Raw genomic sequence first — 15,127 nt, 5'->3', positions numbered from 1 at the left:
AGCTGCCGGAACGGAGCGAATTATGGACAACAAACTACTTCTGATCATCATCGACGGCGTGCCCTGGCGCAATTGGCGTCGGCTATTTGGCAATCTGGAGGGTTGGGTGGATAGTGGCGATGCCCGTGTCTGGAAAATCCGCTCGGTGCTGCCCTCAACCTCGGCCAGCTGCTATGCCTCGATCCACACCGGAGTGGCCCCTGCCGTGCATGGCTGTACCGGCAATGACAACGTCTTTCGCCTGGGTCAGCCAGATGTGTTTGGGCAAATCCGCAAGGTCGGCGGCATCACAGGCGCCGTAGCGCATTCGTACTGGTCGGAATTTTTCAACCGGGCGCCCTTCGACCCGGTGCGGGACATCGAATATGATGAACCAGAGAGCGACACGATCAACCACGGGCGGTTCCACACCATGTCAGGCTACGGATTGACCAATCAGATGACGCCGTCGGATGCTGACCTCTTTGCGACGCTGACCCGCCTGTGCGAGACCTACCACCTTGACTACGGCATGCTGCACAGCTGTACGCTCGACAGTATGGGGCACCGGTTCTTCCACGAGTGCCAGGAGATGGATCACGCCTGTTTCAAGCTGGACGAGATGCTGGCCCCCTACATCACCCGCTGGCGTCAGGCTGGATACGAGGTGATCGTGACCGCTGATCACGGGCAAGACGCGCGCGGCCATCACGGCGGGCGGGACCCGCTGCAGCAAGAGGCCGCACTTTACTACTTTGGCCCGGCGGAAGGGCCAGACCCGGACACGGTGATCGACCAGTTGCAACTGGCGCCCACGATCCTGACACGTCTCGGGGCACCAGTTGCCGATACCATGAAGGCACGCGCCTTCCTGCGCTGATTATTCCGCCGCCACAGCAGTGCTGGCCAAGACCCAAGGGCGTACAAAGGCACTGAGCGCGTGGGCGATGGCGTCTTCCCCTGCCCCGTTCGCGTCGATCTGCGCGACCAGCCCGCGCTTCTTGTCATCGACGACCGAGACAACACGCGCGGCAACCCCGGCCTGCTCCAGCGCCTGATTGTAAATGCGGGTGATCGCCATCTTGCGCAGGTCGGGCTTGAATATCTTGCCCACGGCGGTCTTGGGCAGCTCATCCATGATGGTCATGTGCTTGGGTTGTGCGGCGCGCTCGTGCACATGTTCCTTGCAGAAAGCCAACAGTTCTTCCTCGGTCACACTCGCGCCGTCCACCAGCTCGACAAAGGCGCAGGGCACCTCGCCCGAATGCGCATCAGGCTGGCCAATGGCGCCGGCAAAGGCAACGGCCTCATGGTGCAGCAAGGCTTCCTCGATCTCCGCTGGATCAATGTTATGACCGCCACGAATGATCAAATCCTTGGCTCGGCCCGTGATCCACAGATAGCCATCGGGATCCACGCGGCCCAGATCGCCCGTGCGCAGGTAGTCGCCATAGTAGAGGTCCTTGTTCTTCTCCGCCTCGGTATAGGTATGGCCGACAAAAACGCCCGGATTGGACACGCAAATCTCACCGATTTCATCCACATCCGCCTCGACCGGGCCGTCATTGGTGGTCTTGTAGATCTTCACTTTGCAATAGGGAAAGGGCACGCCAATGCTGCCCACCTTCTTTTCCCCGTCCACCGGGTTGCAGGAGACAAGGCAGGTCGCCTCGGTCAGCCCATAGCCTTCGACCAGCGTCACGCCCGTGGCCTTTTCGAACCGGCGGAACAGCTCCAGCGGCAGCGGTGCGGAGCCGGAAAACGCTGTCTTCACCGTGCTGACATCGGCGTTGATCGGGCGCTGCATCTTGGCGGAAATCGCCGTGGGCACCGTGATGATGAAGGTGATTTTCCACCGCTCCACCAATTGCCAGAAATTATCCATCACACCTTCGCCGCGATAGCCCTGCGGGGTGGGAAAGATGACATGTGCGCCAGAGGTCACCGCCGCCATGAAGATCACATGGCAGGCAAAGACGTGAAACAGCGGCAGCGGACACATGATGTTGTCTTCTTCGCTAAAGAGTAGTTCCGTGCCGATCCAGCCGTTGTAGATCATCCCCGAATAGCGGTGCTGCGCCACCTTGGGCATGCCCGTGGTGCCACCGGTGTGGAAATAGCAGGCAACGCGATCCTCATCGATATCCTCAAAGCTGAGCGTTTTCGGTTGCTTGGCCACCTCCTCGCGGAAATTCAGATACTTCGCGTGGTTCTGCACGCTGCGCTTGGGGCGGATGAGCGGCACAATCCAGGACTTCGGCGGCGTCAGGTAACGCAGCAGATCGACTTCCAAAACGGTGGTCACATTGGGAGCCAGAGCCACCGCTTCGGCGGTCTTATCAGCCACATCCGTTTTGGGGAACGGGCGCAGGGTCACCACCACCTTGGCATTGGTTTCGCGCAGGATGGAGCCGATCTGCTCCGCGTCCAGCAGCGGGTTGATCGGGTTGACGATCCCGGCCACGGCCCCGCCCATGAAGGTCAGCACTGTTTCATTGGCATTCGGCAGGACATAGGCGACGACATCCGTCTCCTTGACGCCCAGGGAGCGGAAAAGATTGGCGGTCTGGGTGACCTGATCCTTGAGCGTCGACCAAGTGATGGTTTCCGCCTTGTCCTTCGGGCCGGAAAAGATCTGGTAGCTCACCGCGTTGTGGTTGGGGAATTTCCCTGCCGTTTCACTCAGCAAACCATAGAGGGTATTCGGCAGCGGACGGTCCGCCCATGGCATTGCAGCCTCGATGGCATCGCGATCTTCGATCCCGGCAAAAGTCATTCAGTTTCCTCCCAAAACGCCCATTTTCGAGCTTATTCTCAGTGGCAAGAAAGATGGAGCCAAATACCCGATTGTGCAAGCTTTCCCGGCAGTCGCGCGCCTTTCGGAACGCTGCGTCAAATCATGTGACGTAAGGACACGAAGAAACTGTAGCCGCAGCAGCTCTGCAATCACAGGTTATTCTGCAGCGATGCCATCTGTGAACTGCAACCGCGCCAGCCGGGCGTAAAGCCCGTCTTCGGCCACCAGCTTGTCATGGGGACCGCTGGCCACCACCCTGCCCTGATCCAGCACGACAATCCGGTCGGCCTTTTTGACTGTGGCCAGCCGGTGCGCAACGATCAGCGTGGTGCGTCCTTTGCTGAGCGTATCGACGGCGGCTTGCACTGCACGTTCGCTTTCCGCATCCAGCGCGCTGGTGGCCTCGTCCAGCAAGAGCACGGGCGCATCCCGCAGGATCGCGCGGGCAATGGCGATCCGTTGTTTCTGTCCGCCGGACAGCATGACGCCCCGCTCCCCCAGATAGGCGTCATATCCGTCAGGCAGCTTTTCGATGAACTCATGCGCCGCCGCGGCCTTGGCAGCGGCCTCAATCTCGGCATCCGACGCATCGGGTCGGCCAAATCGAATGTTGTCCCTGGCAGAAGCGGCAAAGATCACCGGGTCCTGCGGCACCAGCGCCACGACCTTGCGGAACACATCCCGCCGCAGGTGCGACAGGTCCACGCCATCGAGGGTAATGCGCCCTGAATCCGGGTCGTAGAACCGCAGGATCATCTGGATGATCGTGGTCTTGCCTGCACCTGACGGGCCGACAAAGGCCACGGTTTCCCCGGGTTCAATCTCAAGGGTCACCTGCTCCAGCGCGTTGATCCCCGGGCGCGCCGGATAGGCGAAGGTCACATCCTCGAAGCCGATGCGCCCGGTCACGGGCTCCGGCAGGTCGAGAACGGTGTCAGGATCCTTGACCGTGTCTTCGGTTTGCAGCAGTTCCACCAGACGTTCCGTCGCCCCTGCAGCACGTTGCAATTCGCCCCAGATTTCCGACAGCGCGGCCACGCCACCGGCGACCATCACGGCGTAGATCACGAACTGGACCAAAGCGCCTTGGGTCATGTCGCCGGCGCGCACATCCCGCGCCCCGATCCAGAGCACGCCGACGATGCCAGCAAAGACCAGAAAAATAACGATCACAGTCATCAGCGCCCGTGTGGATATCCGGCGACGGGCCGCATCGTAGGACAGCTCTGTTACGTCCGAAAACTGCGTGCGGCTTGCAGCTTCATGGGTGAAAGCCTGAACGGTCTGAACCGCGCTCAGGGTTTCGGAGGCATTCCCGGAGGAGGCCGCAATCCAGTCCTGATTTTCCCGACTGAGCACCCGCAGCCTGCGTCCCAGCACAAGGATCGGCACGATGACCGCTGGCACGATCAATAGCACCAGTCCGGTGAGTTTCGCGGATGTCAGCAGCATCAGGGCAAGGCCACCCACAAAGATCAGCAAATTGCGCAGGGCAATCGACACGGAGGACCCGATAACCGACAGGATCAGCGTGGTATCCGTCGTGATGCGGCTGAGCACCTCACCGGTCATCACCTGTTCATAAAACGCCGGGCTCATCGCGATGACGCGGTCAAAGACGGCCTTGCGTATGTCTGCCACCACGCGTTCACCCAGCCGGGTCACCAGCATGTACCGAAGCCCGGTACCAACGGCGAGCAACGCCGCGATACCCAAGGCGGCAGCGAAATATTGGTCAAGGATATAGGCGTTTTCCGTATCGAAATTGTCGACAACACGCCGCACCGCCAAAGGAAGCGTGAGCGAGATAACGGCGGTCATGACCAATGCGGCGACCGCCGCAAACATCAGCCTCCGGTACGGCCAGATGAAAGGCAATAAGGCTGTAAGCGCACCGATCTTTTTCGACTTTGCGCGTTCTTCTGTCTGCCCCGGCGCTGCGGGAGCCGGGGGCGTGCCACGGGCCATGTCGTATCCTTCGTCGTCTGCCCACTGTCATGGCGACCTGCGCCGCAAGGGTCAAGAGATCGCGCCGTCTCAGGGCTCGATAGGGCCAAAATGCCGCGTCCCAACGACGGATTGCAAATGTCCATGGAAAAGATGGAGCGGGCGGCGGGAATCGAACCCGCGTCATTAGCTTGGAAGGCTAAGGTCTTACCACTACACAACGCCCGCTCAACAAAATCAGGTACTATTTCATACCCATATGAGCGTCAAGTAGATCCAGCCAAATGGCATTGACGGCTGAAGCAAGTGGCAACGAATTCGGCCCAAAGCCGACATTCACCGGGTGTTCTGGATGCTGCGGTCGCAGCCCGCATTGCCGACATTCGGTCTTCAGTCCTTGCTGATGCAGCAATTTTTCGCTGTTACAGCACGTGCGTGTTGTGCATCAGCGTGTGTCGTCGATGCTGTCATTCATGGGCGCTACTTTGCCAAGGACCAATAGCGCGCTTTCACGGCACCCGGGCCGGACAAGTATGACGCGAACAAAACTAACGCTTTGATTTCGGATTACGTTCGCTCAGCACCACTTCGCGGGAGCGACTTGCGCAAAACCTGCTACTTTCTCTTTCGACACTCGGGACGAAATACACAGTTTCCTATAAAGTCTGCGTTTTTGGTGAGCCATACCCAGCGTTCTGAAATCTGTCTGTTCAAGGCCAGGCTCCCTTCTCGCCAAGCGATCAGCGAGCCGTAGCTCGGCTAAGAGGCAGCGTCGAGTTTGAGTTCGGGTAGCCCAAACGGACGCCCCGGTGACAGGCCGCTGGCGGTGCGGGCGATGGCCTCTGCGTCGATGCCAAAATGCCGGTAGAGGTCCTGTACCGTTCCGGTTTGACCAAAATGCTCAACGCCAAGACCCGCTGTCTGGTGCCCTGCAACACCACCCAGCCAGCTGAGCGTTGCAGGGTGTCCGTCAATCACTGTCACGATAATGGCATGGCGCGGCACGTCACCAAGCAGCCGCTCGACATATGCCTTGGCACCAGCATCCCCGCGCGATCGCACCCGCTGTGCCGCCTGCCATCCCGCGTTCAGCCGATCCGCCGAAGTCACGGCGAGCACCCCAATGTCGCGCCGGGTGCTGGCCAATAGGCCAGCGGCGACAATCGCTTCGGTTGCGATGGTGCCCTGATACGCGATCACCAGATCACAATTCGGACCCGGTGGGCGAAGCCAATAGGCCCCATCAACGATGCCTTGCCGCAACTCCGGGTCAAGCGCGCGCCCCGGCTGTTCCAGCGGGCGGGTGGACAAGCGCAGATAGACCGCCCCACCCGTTTCATCGCGCAGCCACGTACGCTCATCCTGTACAGCGTCACCGTCGCGCTGTATGTAATCAAATGCCCACTCCATCATGACCGCAAGTTCATCGGCAAACGCAGGCTCAAAGCTTGCCAGCCCGTCCTGGCTCATCCCGATCAGAGGCGACGCAATGGACTGATGCGCGCCCCCTTCGGAGGCAAGACTGACCCCCGAAGGCGTTCCTACCAGCAAAAAACGCGCGTCCTGATAGCAGGCATAGTTCAGCGCATCGAGCGCGCGACTGACAAACGGATCGTAAAGCGTGCCAATCGGCAAAAGCCGCTCGCCAAACAGCGAATGGCTCAGCCCTGCGGCACCCAGCAAAAGGCACAGATTCATCTCCGCGATGCCCAGCTCGATGTGCTGACCTTGCGGAGAGAACCGCCATTTCTGCGTGCTTGGGATCTGTTCTGCACGGAAGGTATCAGCCACTTCGGCGCGGCCAAACAAACCGCGCCGGTTCACCCAAGGGCCAAGGTTGGTCGAGACTGTGACATCAGGCGACATGGTAACAATGCGCTGCGCGAGGCCCGTGTCTCCCTTCGCCAATGCGTCAAGGATCTTGCCAAACGCCGCCTGCGTCGAGATCGCCTTGTCGCCCACCGGCGGAAGCTTTGGCACGTCAACATGGGCCGAGGACGCGCGCCGTGGCCCTTTGGCAAAGAAGGGGATGCGTGCGAAGGCTTCCTTGAGCGTTTCGGGCGTGTCTGCCATTCCCTCAAACGGGTCCCACTCATACCCGTTGCGCACGCGCATTTTCTTCTGAAAGGCCGCCATCTGGTCCTTGGTCATCAGGCCCGCGTGGTTGTCTTTGTGCCCGGCCAACGGTGTTCCCCAGCCTTTTACGGTGTAGGCAATGAAGGCGGTGGGCGTGTCGTCCGCAACTCCGTTGAATGCCGTTGTCAGGGTTTCAAGACAATGCCCGCCCAGATTGGTCATCAGGTTGGCAAGCTCATCGTCGCTGCGGCGTTCAATCAACGCGGTCACGTCGCCCTGATCGCCAATCTCATCGAGCAGCCGCGCGCGCCACGCGCCACCCCCCTGATAGGTCAACGCGGAGTAGATCGAGTTCGGGCAGGTGTCGATCCAGACCCGCAATGCGTCACCCCCCGGCTCAGCGAAGGCCGCACGCTGCAGCGCACCGTGCTTGAGCATCTCAACCCGCCAACCGAACGCCTCGAATATGCCCACGATCCGGTCCTTGAGACCTTCGTGCACGATGCCATCAAGGCTCTGCCGGTTGTAATCAATGATCCACCATGTATTGCGTAGCCCATGCTTCCAGCCCTCTTGGAGGCACTCGTAGATATTTCCCTCATCCAGTTCGGCATCCCCCATAAGGGATATCATGCGCCCCGGTGTCTCCACACCTGACCATTCCTTGGCGATCAGAAAATCCTGCACCATCGCGGCAAAAGCAGTGATCGCCACGCCAAGACCAACCGAGCCAGTGGAGAAATCCACATCATCGATGTCCTTGGTCCGGCTTGGATAGCTTTGCACGCCGCCATACCCGCGAAAATTCTCCAGCTTCTCGCGGGTCTGGTTGCCCATCAAATACTGGATCGCGTGGAAAACCGGCCCGGCGTGAGGTTTGACCGCGATACGGTCTTCGGGGCGTAAAACAGAGAAATAGAGCGCGGTCATGATCGACACCATGGAGGCCGAGGAGGCCTGATGCCCACCGACCTTGATCTCATCGCTTTCGCGCAGGTGATTGGCGTTATGGATCGTCCAGCACGCCAGCCAGAGCACTTTTTTCTCGAGTTCTTTCAGCATCTTGAGATCGGTCATGCGCGCCCCTCGGCTTTGTCCAAGAGCGCCTTCTGATCCACGATCGCGCGCGCAATGCGCCCCTTGCCGATGCGTCCGCTTGCGTCCTCTGCCCAGACATCGAACCAATAGAGCGGACCCTCTTGTGCCGTGAACTGCGCGGTGGCTGTGACCTCGCCCCCCACGGGTGTTGGCGCAAGATGGGACACTTCAATCTTTGCGCCGACAGAAACCCAACCTTCTGGCAGGAGCGGCGTCAGTAACGCCGCGCAAGCGCGTTCCATATCGGCGATCATGAACGGTGTTCCAAACACGGGCGGCAGAACCTCACCGATATCTGCCAATGATGCGGCAGTGCGTGTATCATCGACTTTTGCGCGCAATGCGTATGTTGCGCCGCTTTCCAGCGTCTGTCCCATGTAGCCATCCTTTCCGCTTAAGCGATTGTCAGCGCGAGAAATCCTGCGGTGTGAAAGCGCACCAGCGCCTCAAAGCTCTCCTCGGGCGGGCGTTGCGCGTTGCGCCCTGACAACCGTTCGGGACGCCCCGTAGCCGCACAAATCCCAAGCATCGCGGCGACCATGGCCGAGAACCCTTCGACCACGTCTTCCGGGTCCGCCCCCGCCAGGGCCCTTTGCAACTCAGTGATGTATTCGCGTGCCATGTCATCGTAGTGGCGCGCGATGATCTCCGTGCCCAAAGGGGAATTGGCAAGCCGTCCCATAAGGGCCGCGTAGTTTCGCCAACCCACATCGCCATGGCTGGCGGATTGAATGAAGGGGCTGGCGTAGTCCCGCACCAGCTGCTTGATCGGGATCGCCGCCGCGCCTGCCTGCTGGCGCGCCGTTTCCAGCGCCGCGCCGCGCAGCCCGGTCATAATATCGGCACGCCGCGCGACCACCGCATCAAAAAGCTGTTCTTTAGGACCGAAGTGATAGCTGATGGAATGGATTTGCAGCCCCGCCGCCGCCGCCACGTCGCGGATTGAGGCACCGTCATAGCCCCGGTCGGCAAACAGTTGTTCTGCGGCGTCAAGAATGCGCTCGCGGGTCTGCTCTGACTTGCCGCCTTTGGGGCGTCCGGGTTTGCGGTTGATATCTGAGCCCTGGATCAGGGTCAGACTGCGTAATTGCTGTCGCATCGTCACACCGCCTTCTGCTTGAGGTCCAATTGCAAAAGCCTGCGCGCCTCATCTGGTGTGGCCACTCGGCAGCCCAGCGTTTCGATCAGGGTTTTGGCCGCCTGCACCTGATCGGCGTTGGACACGGACAGCTCGCCCGGTCCGGCCCAGAGTGAATCCTCAAGGCCCACACGTACATGACCGCCCCCCGCAACAACAGTGGCGGCGACCCGCATCTGGTGCGCGCCCGCGCCAAGCGCGGACCACACCATGTCACCGCCAAACAACCGCAACGCGGTGCGGCGCATATGCGCAACGTCATCGGGATGCGCGCCTATTCCGCCCAGCAATCCAAACACCGTTTGCACGAAAAACGGCGGCTCAACCGCGCCCTTGTCCGCAAAATGCGCGAGATTGTAGAGATGCGCGGTGTCATAACACTCAAACTCAAACCGCGTGCCGTTGCTGCGGCAGGTATCCAGAACGTAGTCTATGTCTTTGTAGCTGTTGCGGAAAACCAGGTCTTTTGAGCCTTCAAGATGGGCGTGTTCCCACTCTGGCAACTGGGGAAAGCGCTGTTGCATCGGGAACAGCCCCATATTCATCGACCCCATGTTGAGCGAGGCGAGTTCCGGTGCAAATTCCGCCGCCGGGCGCACGCGTTCTTCAACGGTCATGTAGGGACTACCGCCCGTGGTCAGGTTCAACACGGCATCTGTGCGTGCCGCGATCTGGGGCACGATCCGGCCAAAGCCTTTGACGCTTTGATCCGGCTGCCCGGTCTCGTCATTGCGCGCGTGCAGATGCAGGATCGCCGCGCCCGCATGCGCAGCCGCCACAGCCGAGGCGACAATAGCCTCAGATGTTGCGGGCAAATGCGGCGACATCGAGGGCGTGTGAATAGCCCCGGTGATCGCGCAGGTGATAATGACGGGACGACGTTTCGACACTTTTGCTCCTACTCTGCCGCCGTCTGTTCTGCCGTACGGATCAATCCACGCAGGATCGGTGGCGTCACAGGCAGTGATGTTATCTTAACGCCACGATCCGACAATGCATCCTCGATCGCGCTGGTCAACGCGGAGGGCGCGCCAAGTCTGCCCCCTTCGCCGCCACCCTTGATCCCGTATTCCGTAAAGGGCGATGGGGTTTCGACATGGCCGAGCTTGAAATTGCGGGGCATTTCATTGGCTGTGGGCATGGCGAACTCGGCGAAGTTGGGGTTCGTAAATTGTCCCTCATCATCGTAGTTGAACACCTCGCTGAGTGTCGTGCCAATGCCATTGGCCGTCCCACCCCAGACCTGCCCCGCCAGCGTGCGGGGGTTCACCATGGTGCCGTTGTCATGCACAGCAGCATAGTCGAGGATTTCGACTTTGCCCGTGCCGGCATCAACCTCGACCGCCACGATGTGGCAGATATGGCCAACGATGGGATAGAAAATCCCCAGATGGCTGCGATCTTCCGCCGGGTCCGTCGACAGCGGGTGATCGTAGACCGCCGTTGTCTCGATCCCGCTGTCGAATTCCTCGCCATCAGGGAAGCTCAACCGGAAGAAGCTGGACGTCAGCGCGATCTCACCAAAGGGTTTTTCCTGATCTTTCAGACCTTTGACAGCGACCGTCCCATTGCGCAACTCCACATCCTCGGGGCGGCGTTGCAGCATATGCGCGCCAAAGCGCTTCAGCTTTTCCTCAAGCTTGATCGACGCGCTGACGCAGGCCCCCGCGATCATCGCCGTGAAGCGGCTACCTTGGGGCCCCACCCCGTTGAAACCGGACTGGCTGTCGGAATAGTTGAACACGATGTCTTCGGGCGCGATGGTCAGGCGCTCCGCAAGGATTTGCGCCACCACCGTTTCGGGCGAATTGCCCACCATGGGAGAGTTCAGCGTCACAAACATCTTGCCCGACGGATCAAGCCGTACGGTGATCCCTTCGGGTGTCGAGGTCAGCGTGAAACCGGGCGTCTCCTTGTTGTTGAGCGACCACCATTCGGTTGGGCCGTAGACGCTGCGTTCCATGCAGGTGGCAAGGCCAACCCCGACACAGCGCCCCTCGGCGCGCATCGCACGCGCCTTGTCGCGCCAGCCGTCGAAATCAAACATCGTTTGTGCCTCGGACAGAACTTTTTGGAAGTTGCCGCTGTCATAGATGTTTCCCGTCGGGATCATGTAAGGGAACTGATCCGGCTGGATCATGTTCTGCACGCGCAATTCAACCGGGTCGCGGCCCAATTCCTCGGCGGCGGCGTCCACCATGCGCTCCATCACCCAATTGGTGACTTCAGAGCCAAATCCCCGATAAGGGCCCTGTTGCGTCTTGTTTGTCAGCACCGCCATCACCCGCATGCCAAAGCTCTGGATTTGGTAGGGTCCGGTGACCTGCGCCATGGCGTTGCCATGGGTGCCGACCCCGAATTGCAAATAGGCGCCGTAGTCATCCATCACCGTGAACCGCAGGGAGGTAAAGGTGCCATCCTCGGTCACTGCCAACTCGGCATCATAAAGGCGGTCCGACCCGTGGCTGTCGGAGTTGGTGAAATGCTCCAGCCTGTCTTCGATGTACTTGACCGGTACGCCCGCCAGCCGGGCAAGGCCCGCCGTCAGAATGATGATTTTGTGGCTGAACACCTTGGAGCCAAAGCTGCCCCCTGTCAGCACGGGAATGATCCGCAATTCGCCGGGCGAGACGCGCAGCGATCCACCGATGACGAAGGGGATAAAGTTGTAAAAGTTTGAATTGGAATGGATCGTGTAGCCACCCTTGAACGGATCGAACTGGGCGACGACACCGCAGGTTTCAATCGCTTGAGCCGAGGACCGCCGCCAGCGCAGTCGGCGTTTCACGATGGTATGCGCTTCATCGAAATGCTCATCCACATCGCCAAAGCTGAAACTCTCATCCAGTGCGACATTGCCGTCCCGGTCATCGGGGTGCAGCACGGCCTCCCCGGTTGCGGCGGCAGAGGCTTCCAGATCAACGCAGGCAGGCAGGATGTCCCACTCCATCTCGACCAGTTCGGCGGCGTCTTCGGCGACATAGCGATCCTCTGCCACGACCGCGGCGACGACTTCGCCGACATGGCGTACCTTGCCCACGGACATCGCGTTCTGCGTGATCGGAGGGGACGCAAAGCTCGGACACGGGTCCACGACGCGCGCCATGTCTTCGCCTGTGTAGACGCCAATCACACCGGGCAGCTTCTCGGCCTTGGAAGTATCGATGCTGACGATGCGCGCGTGGGCATGGGGGCTTGATACCATCGCGGCGTGGGCCATACCGGGCACCGCGATATCGTCGATATAGCCACCCTTGCCGGACAGGATGCGCGGGTCTTCGACGCGCTTCATGCTCTGGCCGATCCAGGTCATCCCGGCACGTGGCGCCTCGCGCTGACGGCTGGGAGGGATGACGTTGCTTTTGAGATGGTTGGACATGGGAGATTCCCTTCTGGGTCAGACGGGCTGAAGCGTGGTTTCGGCCTGAGCCGCGCGCAGCTTGACGGAGGCGGAGCGAATGGCGCTGATGACGAATTCGTATCCGGTACAGCGACACAAGTTCCCCGAAATCGCCTCGCGAATTTCGTCGTCCGTGGGATCGGAGTTCTCGGCAAGCAATTCCTGCGCCGTGGCCAGCATGCCCGGCGTGCAAAAGCCGCATTGCAGCCCGTGCTCTTCCCAGAATGCCTGTTGGATCGGATGCAAATCATCGCCCGTTGCCAGGCCCTCAACCGTGGTGATCTCTGACCCCTCGGCCTGAATCGCAAACATCAGACATGACCGCACGGCCTTGCCGTCCAACATCACGTTGCAAGATCCACAGACCCCGTGCTCACATCCTACATGCGTGCCGGGCATGGCGAGTTCGTGACGGATGAAATCCGACAAAAGCATCCGCGGCGGCACGCTCGCCTCCCGCACGCGCCCGTTGACGGTCAGTTGAAAAGATACCTTGGTCATGTTTTTCCTCCATCTGTGGTTGGGGTTGCGCGTTATCCCGCGCGTTCCACCGCATCGTTGAGCACCCGTGGCAACAACGCCCGGATGAGGTCGCGTTTGTAGGCCGCGTTTTCGGTCGGCGTTGCCGCCTCGGCCGCAGTCGCCGCGACGTCCGCGAACAGAGACGCGTCGGGTTTCTTGCCGGTCAGGGCGCCCTCCACAGTCCCCAAACGCGCGGCACAATCGTTGACCCCCGCTATGGCAATGCGCGGTGCGACGATATTGCCGTCGCTGATCTCAAGCGTCGCCACGACCGTGCACCACGCGTAATCGCCGCGCCGCATCGCCACTTCCTCAAACCCCCAACCGGTCCCGGCAGCGGGTTTGCGAATGCGCACCTCGGTCAGCATCTCATCCTCGGCAATCGCGGTCTCATAGGTTCCGACGAAAAACTCTGTGGCCGCGACCGTCCGTGTGGTCCCCACCTTGGCCAGCACCAACTCCGCCTCCAGTATTTGCATGATCGCTGGCATCTCGGACGCCGCATCCGCATGACACAAGTTGCCACACAGCGTGCCCCGGTTGCGCACGGCGGCATGTGCAATCCAGTCATAGGCTTCGGCAACGATGGGCAGATGGGCCTTGATCAGATCCGAGGATTTGATCGCCCCGTGGCGCGCCAGCGCACCAATGGCAATCACGTCGCCGTCCTCGCGGATGTAGTCAAGATCCGACACCCGGTTGATGTCGATCAGGCACGCAGGCTGCGCCAAACGGTAGTTCATCATGGGAACAAGGCTTTGGCCGCCCGCAAGGATACGTGCGTCCCCGCCCGTCGCCAAAAGCGCAAGGGCGGCTTGCAAATCAGTGGGTCGTTCGTAGCGGAATGCAGATGGTTTCATATGGTGTCCTCCCTTGATGCCCTCAGCCCGCGAAACGCGGCTCGGGCACACCGCGAATGCCCAGTCCGCGAATGCGAAACAGGCCGCCGGCGGCGAATTGTGGTTTTGTCTGTTTTTCAAAACCGTCATGTGTGGCGGGATGCGACACCCGCGCCATCGACGTGACGTAGATGTCCTCCAGTTCAGGACCGCCGAACATCACGGAGGTGATGTTGCGCACCGGCATCGAGATTTTGCGGTTCACGCTGCCGTCGGGCGCGTAACGGATCAAATCGCCCGAAATGACCTGCGCGTTCCACAGATAACCTTCAGCATCCACCGTCGATCCATCTGCAAATCCCGTGTCTTTTTTGGTCGAGGCGAACACCCGCTTGTTGGTGGGTGTTCCGCTGGCCAGATCGTAGTCATAGGCCCAAATCTCGTTCTTGAAAGTATCAGCGAAGTAGAATGTCGCGTCGTCGGGGCTCCAGCACGGACCGTTGGAACAGATGATCCCGTCTTCGATTTTACGCAGGCTCAGGTCCGGGTCCAGCCGCCACAACCCACAAATGCCCAGCTCTTCTTTGTCGTCCATCCCGCCTGCAAAGAAACGCCCGTGGCGATCACATTTGCCGTCGTTAAGCCGCGCGCGGGATGGATCATCGTCCACCGCCGCGATCAACTCGGTTTTGCCGCTGTCGAAATCAAAGGTGTAAAACCCATCGCTCAGCGCCAGCACTGCACCGCCATCTTTGCGCAGCGCCATTGCGCCCACGTCTTGGTCTAGAGTCCAAGTTTTTACCGCACCCGTCTCCGGATTCAGCCGCCAGATCGCGTCCTTGCCGACCCGTGGGCCGGTGCTGTCCACCCAATAGAGCAGCCCTGATTGAACATCCCAAACCGGGCCTTCACCCAGATGATTTTCGCAGTTCAATAGACATTCAATCGTGAATTCCGCGTTCACATCAAAATCCTTGTGGCTTAAGAGAATCGCTTACTGACTTAAGATACATTAAATTATACATACGTACAAATAAATATAGTTAATTTCTTGCTCACTTCATGAAGCTGTCGCTTGAAATGCGTGCTGACCTAGGTGTCGGGGTGACAGCGGGTGGTTAGACCTTTTGGTATAGTTTTTCCTCCGATCCCCTCTTTAAACCCAGCCATCAGCGCCCCGCTGACGTCACAGTCGAAAAACAGGATTGGATGACAGCTAAGGCAGACAAACTACCGGAACCTCCCGCAGCCTGAGAATTCGAGTTCGCTCCATGCTGCGGCTCACACGAATGCTTGGTTCTTCTGTTGCAAGGCAGCCTGCACTTTTTGCT

11 protein-coding genes and 1 tRNA gene are annotated in these 15,127 nt (G+C 60.0%); 1 reads left to right on the top strand and 11 read right to left on the bottom strand.

From position 1 onward, the window contains the following. Window positions 1–22 precede the first annotated feature (22 nt). Complete coding sequence (locus Q1A07_RS13220; protein ID WP_299782067.1) at window positions 23–859, top strand: alkaline phosphatase family protein; 837 nt, start codon at window positions 23–25, stop codon at window positions 857–859. Here the strand turns inward: Q1A07_RS13220 and Q1A07_RS13215 are convergent, their stop codons facing one another. The 11 genes from Q1A07_RS13215 to Q1A07_RS13165 form a co-directional block, all read right to left on the bottom strand. After that, window positions 860–2,755 (bottom strand): acyl-CoA synthetase, encoded by a 1,896-nt coding sequence (locus Q1A07_RS13215; protein WP_299782065.1) that lies wholly within the window; start codon window positions 2,753–2,755, stop codon window positions 860–862. Between the two features lie 177 nt (window positions 2,756–2,932). Beyond that, window positions 2,933–4,744, bottom strand: a complete 1,812-nt coding sequence (locus Q1A07_RS13210) for an ABC transporter transmembrane domain-containing protein (RefSeq protein WP_299782063.1) — start codon at window positions 4,742–4,744, stop codon at window positions 2,933–2,935. A gap of 133 nt (window positions 4,745–4,877) precedes the next feature. Then, window positions 4,878–4,951, bottom strand: a tRNA-Gly gene (locus tag Q1A07_RS13205). 531 nt (window positions 4,952–5,482) lie between these two features. Then, complete coding sequence (locus Q1A07_RS13200) at window positions 5,483–7,876, bottom strand: transketolase (protein ID WP_299782061.1); 2,394 nt, start codon at window positions 7,874–7,876, stop codon at window positions 5,483–5,485. After that, window positions 7,873–8,274 (bottom strand): hypothetical protein, encoded by a 402-nt coding sequence (locus Q1A07_RS13195; RefSeq protein WP_299782060.1) that lies wholly within the window; start codon window positions 8,272–8,274, stop codon window positions 7,873–7,875. Before Q1A07_RS13195 ends, Q1A07_RS13200 begins: the two co-directional genes overlap by 4 nt. Window positions 8,275–8,291: 17 nt before the next feature. Beyond that, the gene (locus Q1A07_RS13190) at window positions 8,292–8,996 is read right to left on the bottom strand and encodes a TetR/AcrR family transcriptional regulator (protein ID WP_299782058.1); all 705 of its coding nucleotides are present in this window, start codon (window positions 8,994–8,996) and stop codon (window positions 8,292–8,294) included. 2 nt (window positions 8,997–8,998) lie between these two features. Next, window positions 8,999–9,925: a 3-keto-5-aminohexanoate cleavage protein gene (locus Q1A07_RS13185; RefSeq protein WP_299782056.1), complete on the bottom strand. Its 927-nt coding sequence runs from the start codon at window positions 9,923–9,925 to the stop codon at window positions 8,999–9,001. Window positions 9,926–9,933: 8 nt separating this feature from the next. Beyond that, window positions 9,934–12,414 (bottom strand): xanthine dehydrogenase family protein molybdopterin-binding subunit, encoded by a 2,481-nt coding sequence (locus tag Q1A07_RS13180; protein WP_299782054.1) that lies wholly within the window; start codon window positions 12,412–12,414, stop codon window positions 9,934–9,936. 18 nt (window positions 12,415–12,432) lie between these two features. Next, window positions 12,433–12,936 (bottom strand): (2Fe-2S)-binding protein, encoded by a 504-nt coding sequence (locus tag Q1A07_RS13175; protein ID WP_299782052.1) that lies wholly within the window; start codon window positions 12,934–12,936, stop codon window positions 12,433–12,435. 32 nt (window positions 12,937–12,968) lie between these two features. Further along, window positions 12,969–13,817 carry an FAD binding domain-containing protein gene (locus Q1A07_RS13170; RefSeq protein WP_299782050.1) on the bottom strand — a complete coding sequence of 283 codons (849 nt, stop codon included), beginning with the start codon at window positions 13,815–13,817 and terminating at the stop codon, window positions 12,969–12,971. Window positions 13,818–13,839: 22 nt separating this feature from the next. After that, the gene (locus Q1A07_RS13165; protein ID WP_299782048.1) at window positions 13,840–14,730 is read right to left on the bottom strand and encodes an SMP-30/gluconolactonase/LRE family protein; all 891 of its coding nucleotides are present in this window, start codon (window positions 14,728–14,730) and stop codon (window positions 13,840–13,842) included. Between the last annotated feature and the right edge of the window lie 397 nt (window positions 14,731–15,127).

It is taken from the genome of uncultured Roseobacter sp. (genome assembly GCF_947492555.1).
Lineage (GTDB): Bacteria > Pseudomonadota > Alphaproteobacteria > Rhodobacterales > Rhodobacteraceae > Roseobacter.
Note: the sequence above shows the minus strand (reverse complement) of the source record. Positions and strands in the feature narration are given on the sequence as shown.

What these genes read in the sequence shown, in the direction of transcription:
- Q1A07_RS13220 (WP_299782067.1), top strand. Translation starts at nt 23, where the DNA reads ATGGACAACAAACTACTTCTGATCATCATCGACGGCGTGCCCTGGCGC.
- Q1A07_RS13215 (WP_299782065.1), bottom strand. Translation starts at nt 2,755, where the DNA reads ATGACTTTTGCCGGGATCGAAGATCGCGATGCCATCGAGGCTGCAATG.
- Q1A07_RS13210 (WP_299782063.1), bottom strand. Translation starts at nt 4,744, where the DNA reads ATGGCCCGTGGCACGCCCCCGGCTCCCGCAGCGCCGGGGCAGACAGAA.
- Q1A07_RS13200 (WP_299782061.1), bottom strand. Translation starts at nt 7,876, where the DNA reads ATGACCGATCTCAAGATGCTGAAAGAACTCGAGAAAAAAGTGCTCTGG.
- Q1A07_RS13195 (WP_299782060.1), bottom strand. Translation starts at nt 8,274, where the DNA reads ATGGGACAGACGCTGGAAAGCGGCGCAACATACGCATTGCGCGCAAAA.
- Q1A07_RS13190 (WP_299782058.1), bottom strand. Translation starts at nt 8,996, where the DNA reads ATGCGACAGCAATTACGCAGTCTGACCCTGATCCAGGGCTCAGATATC.
- Q1A07_RS13180 (WP_299782054.1), bottom strand. Translation starts at nt 12,414, where the DNA reads ATGTCCAACCATCTCAAAAGCAACGTCATCCCTCCCAGCCGTCAGCGC.
- Q1A07_RS13175 (WP_299782052.1), bottom strand. Translation starts at nt 12,936, where the DNA reads ATGACCAAGGTATCTTTTCAACTGACCGTCAACGGGCGCGTGCGGGAG.
- Q1A07_RS13170 (WP_299782050.1), bottom strand. Translation starts at nt 13,817, where the DNA reads ATGAAACCATCTGCATTCCGCTACGAACGACCCACTGATTTGCAAGCC.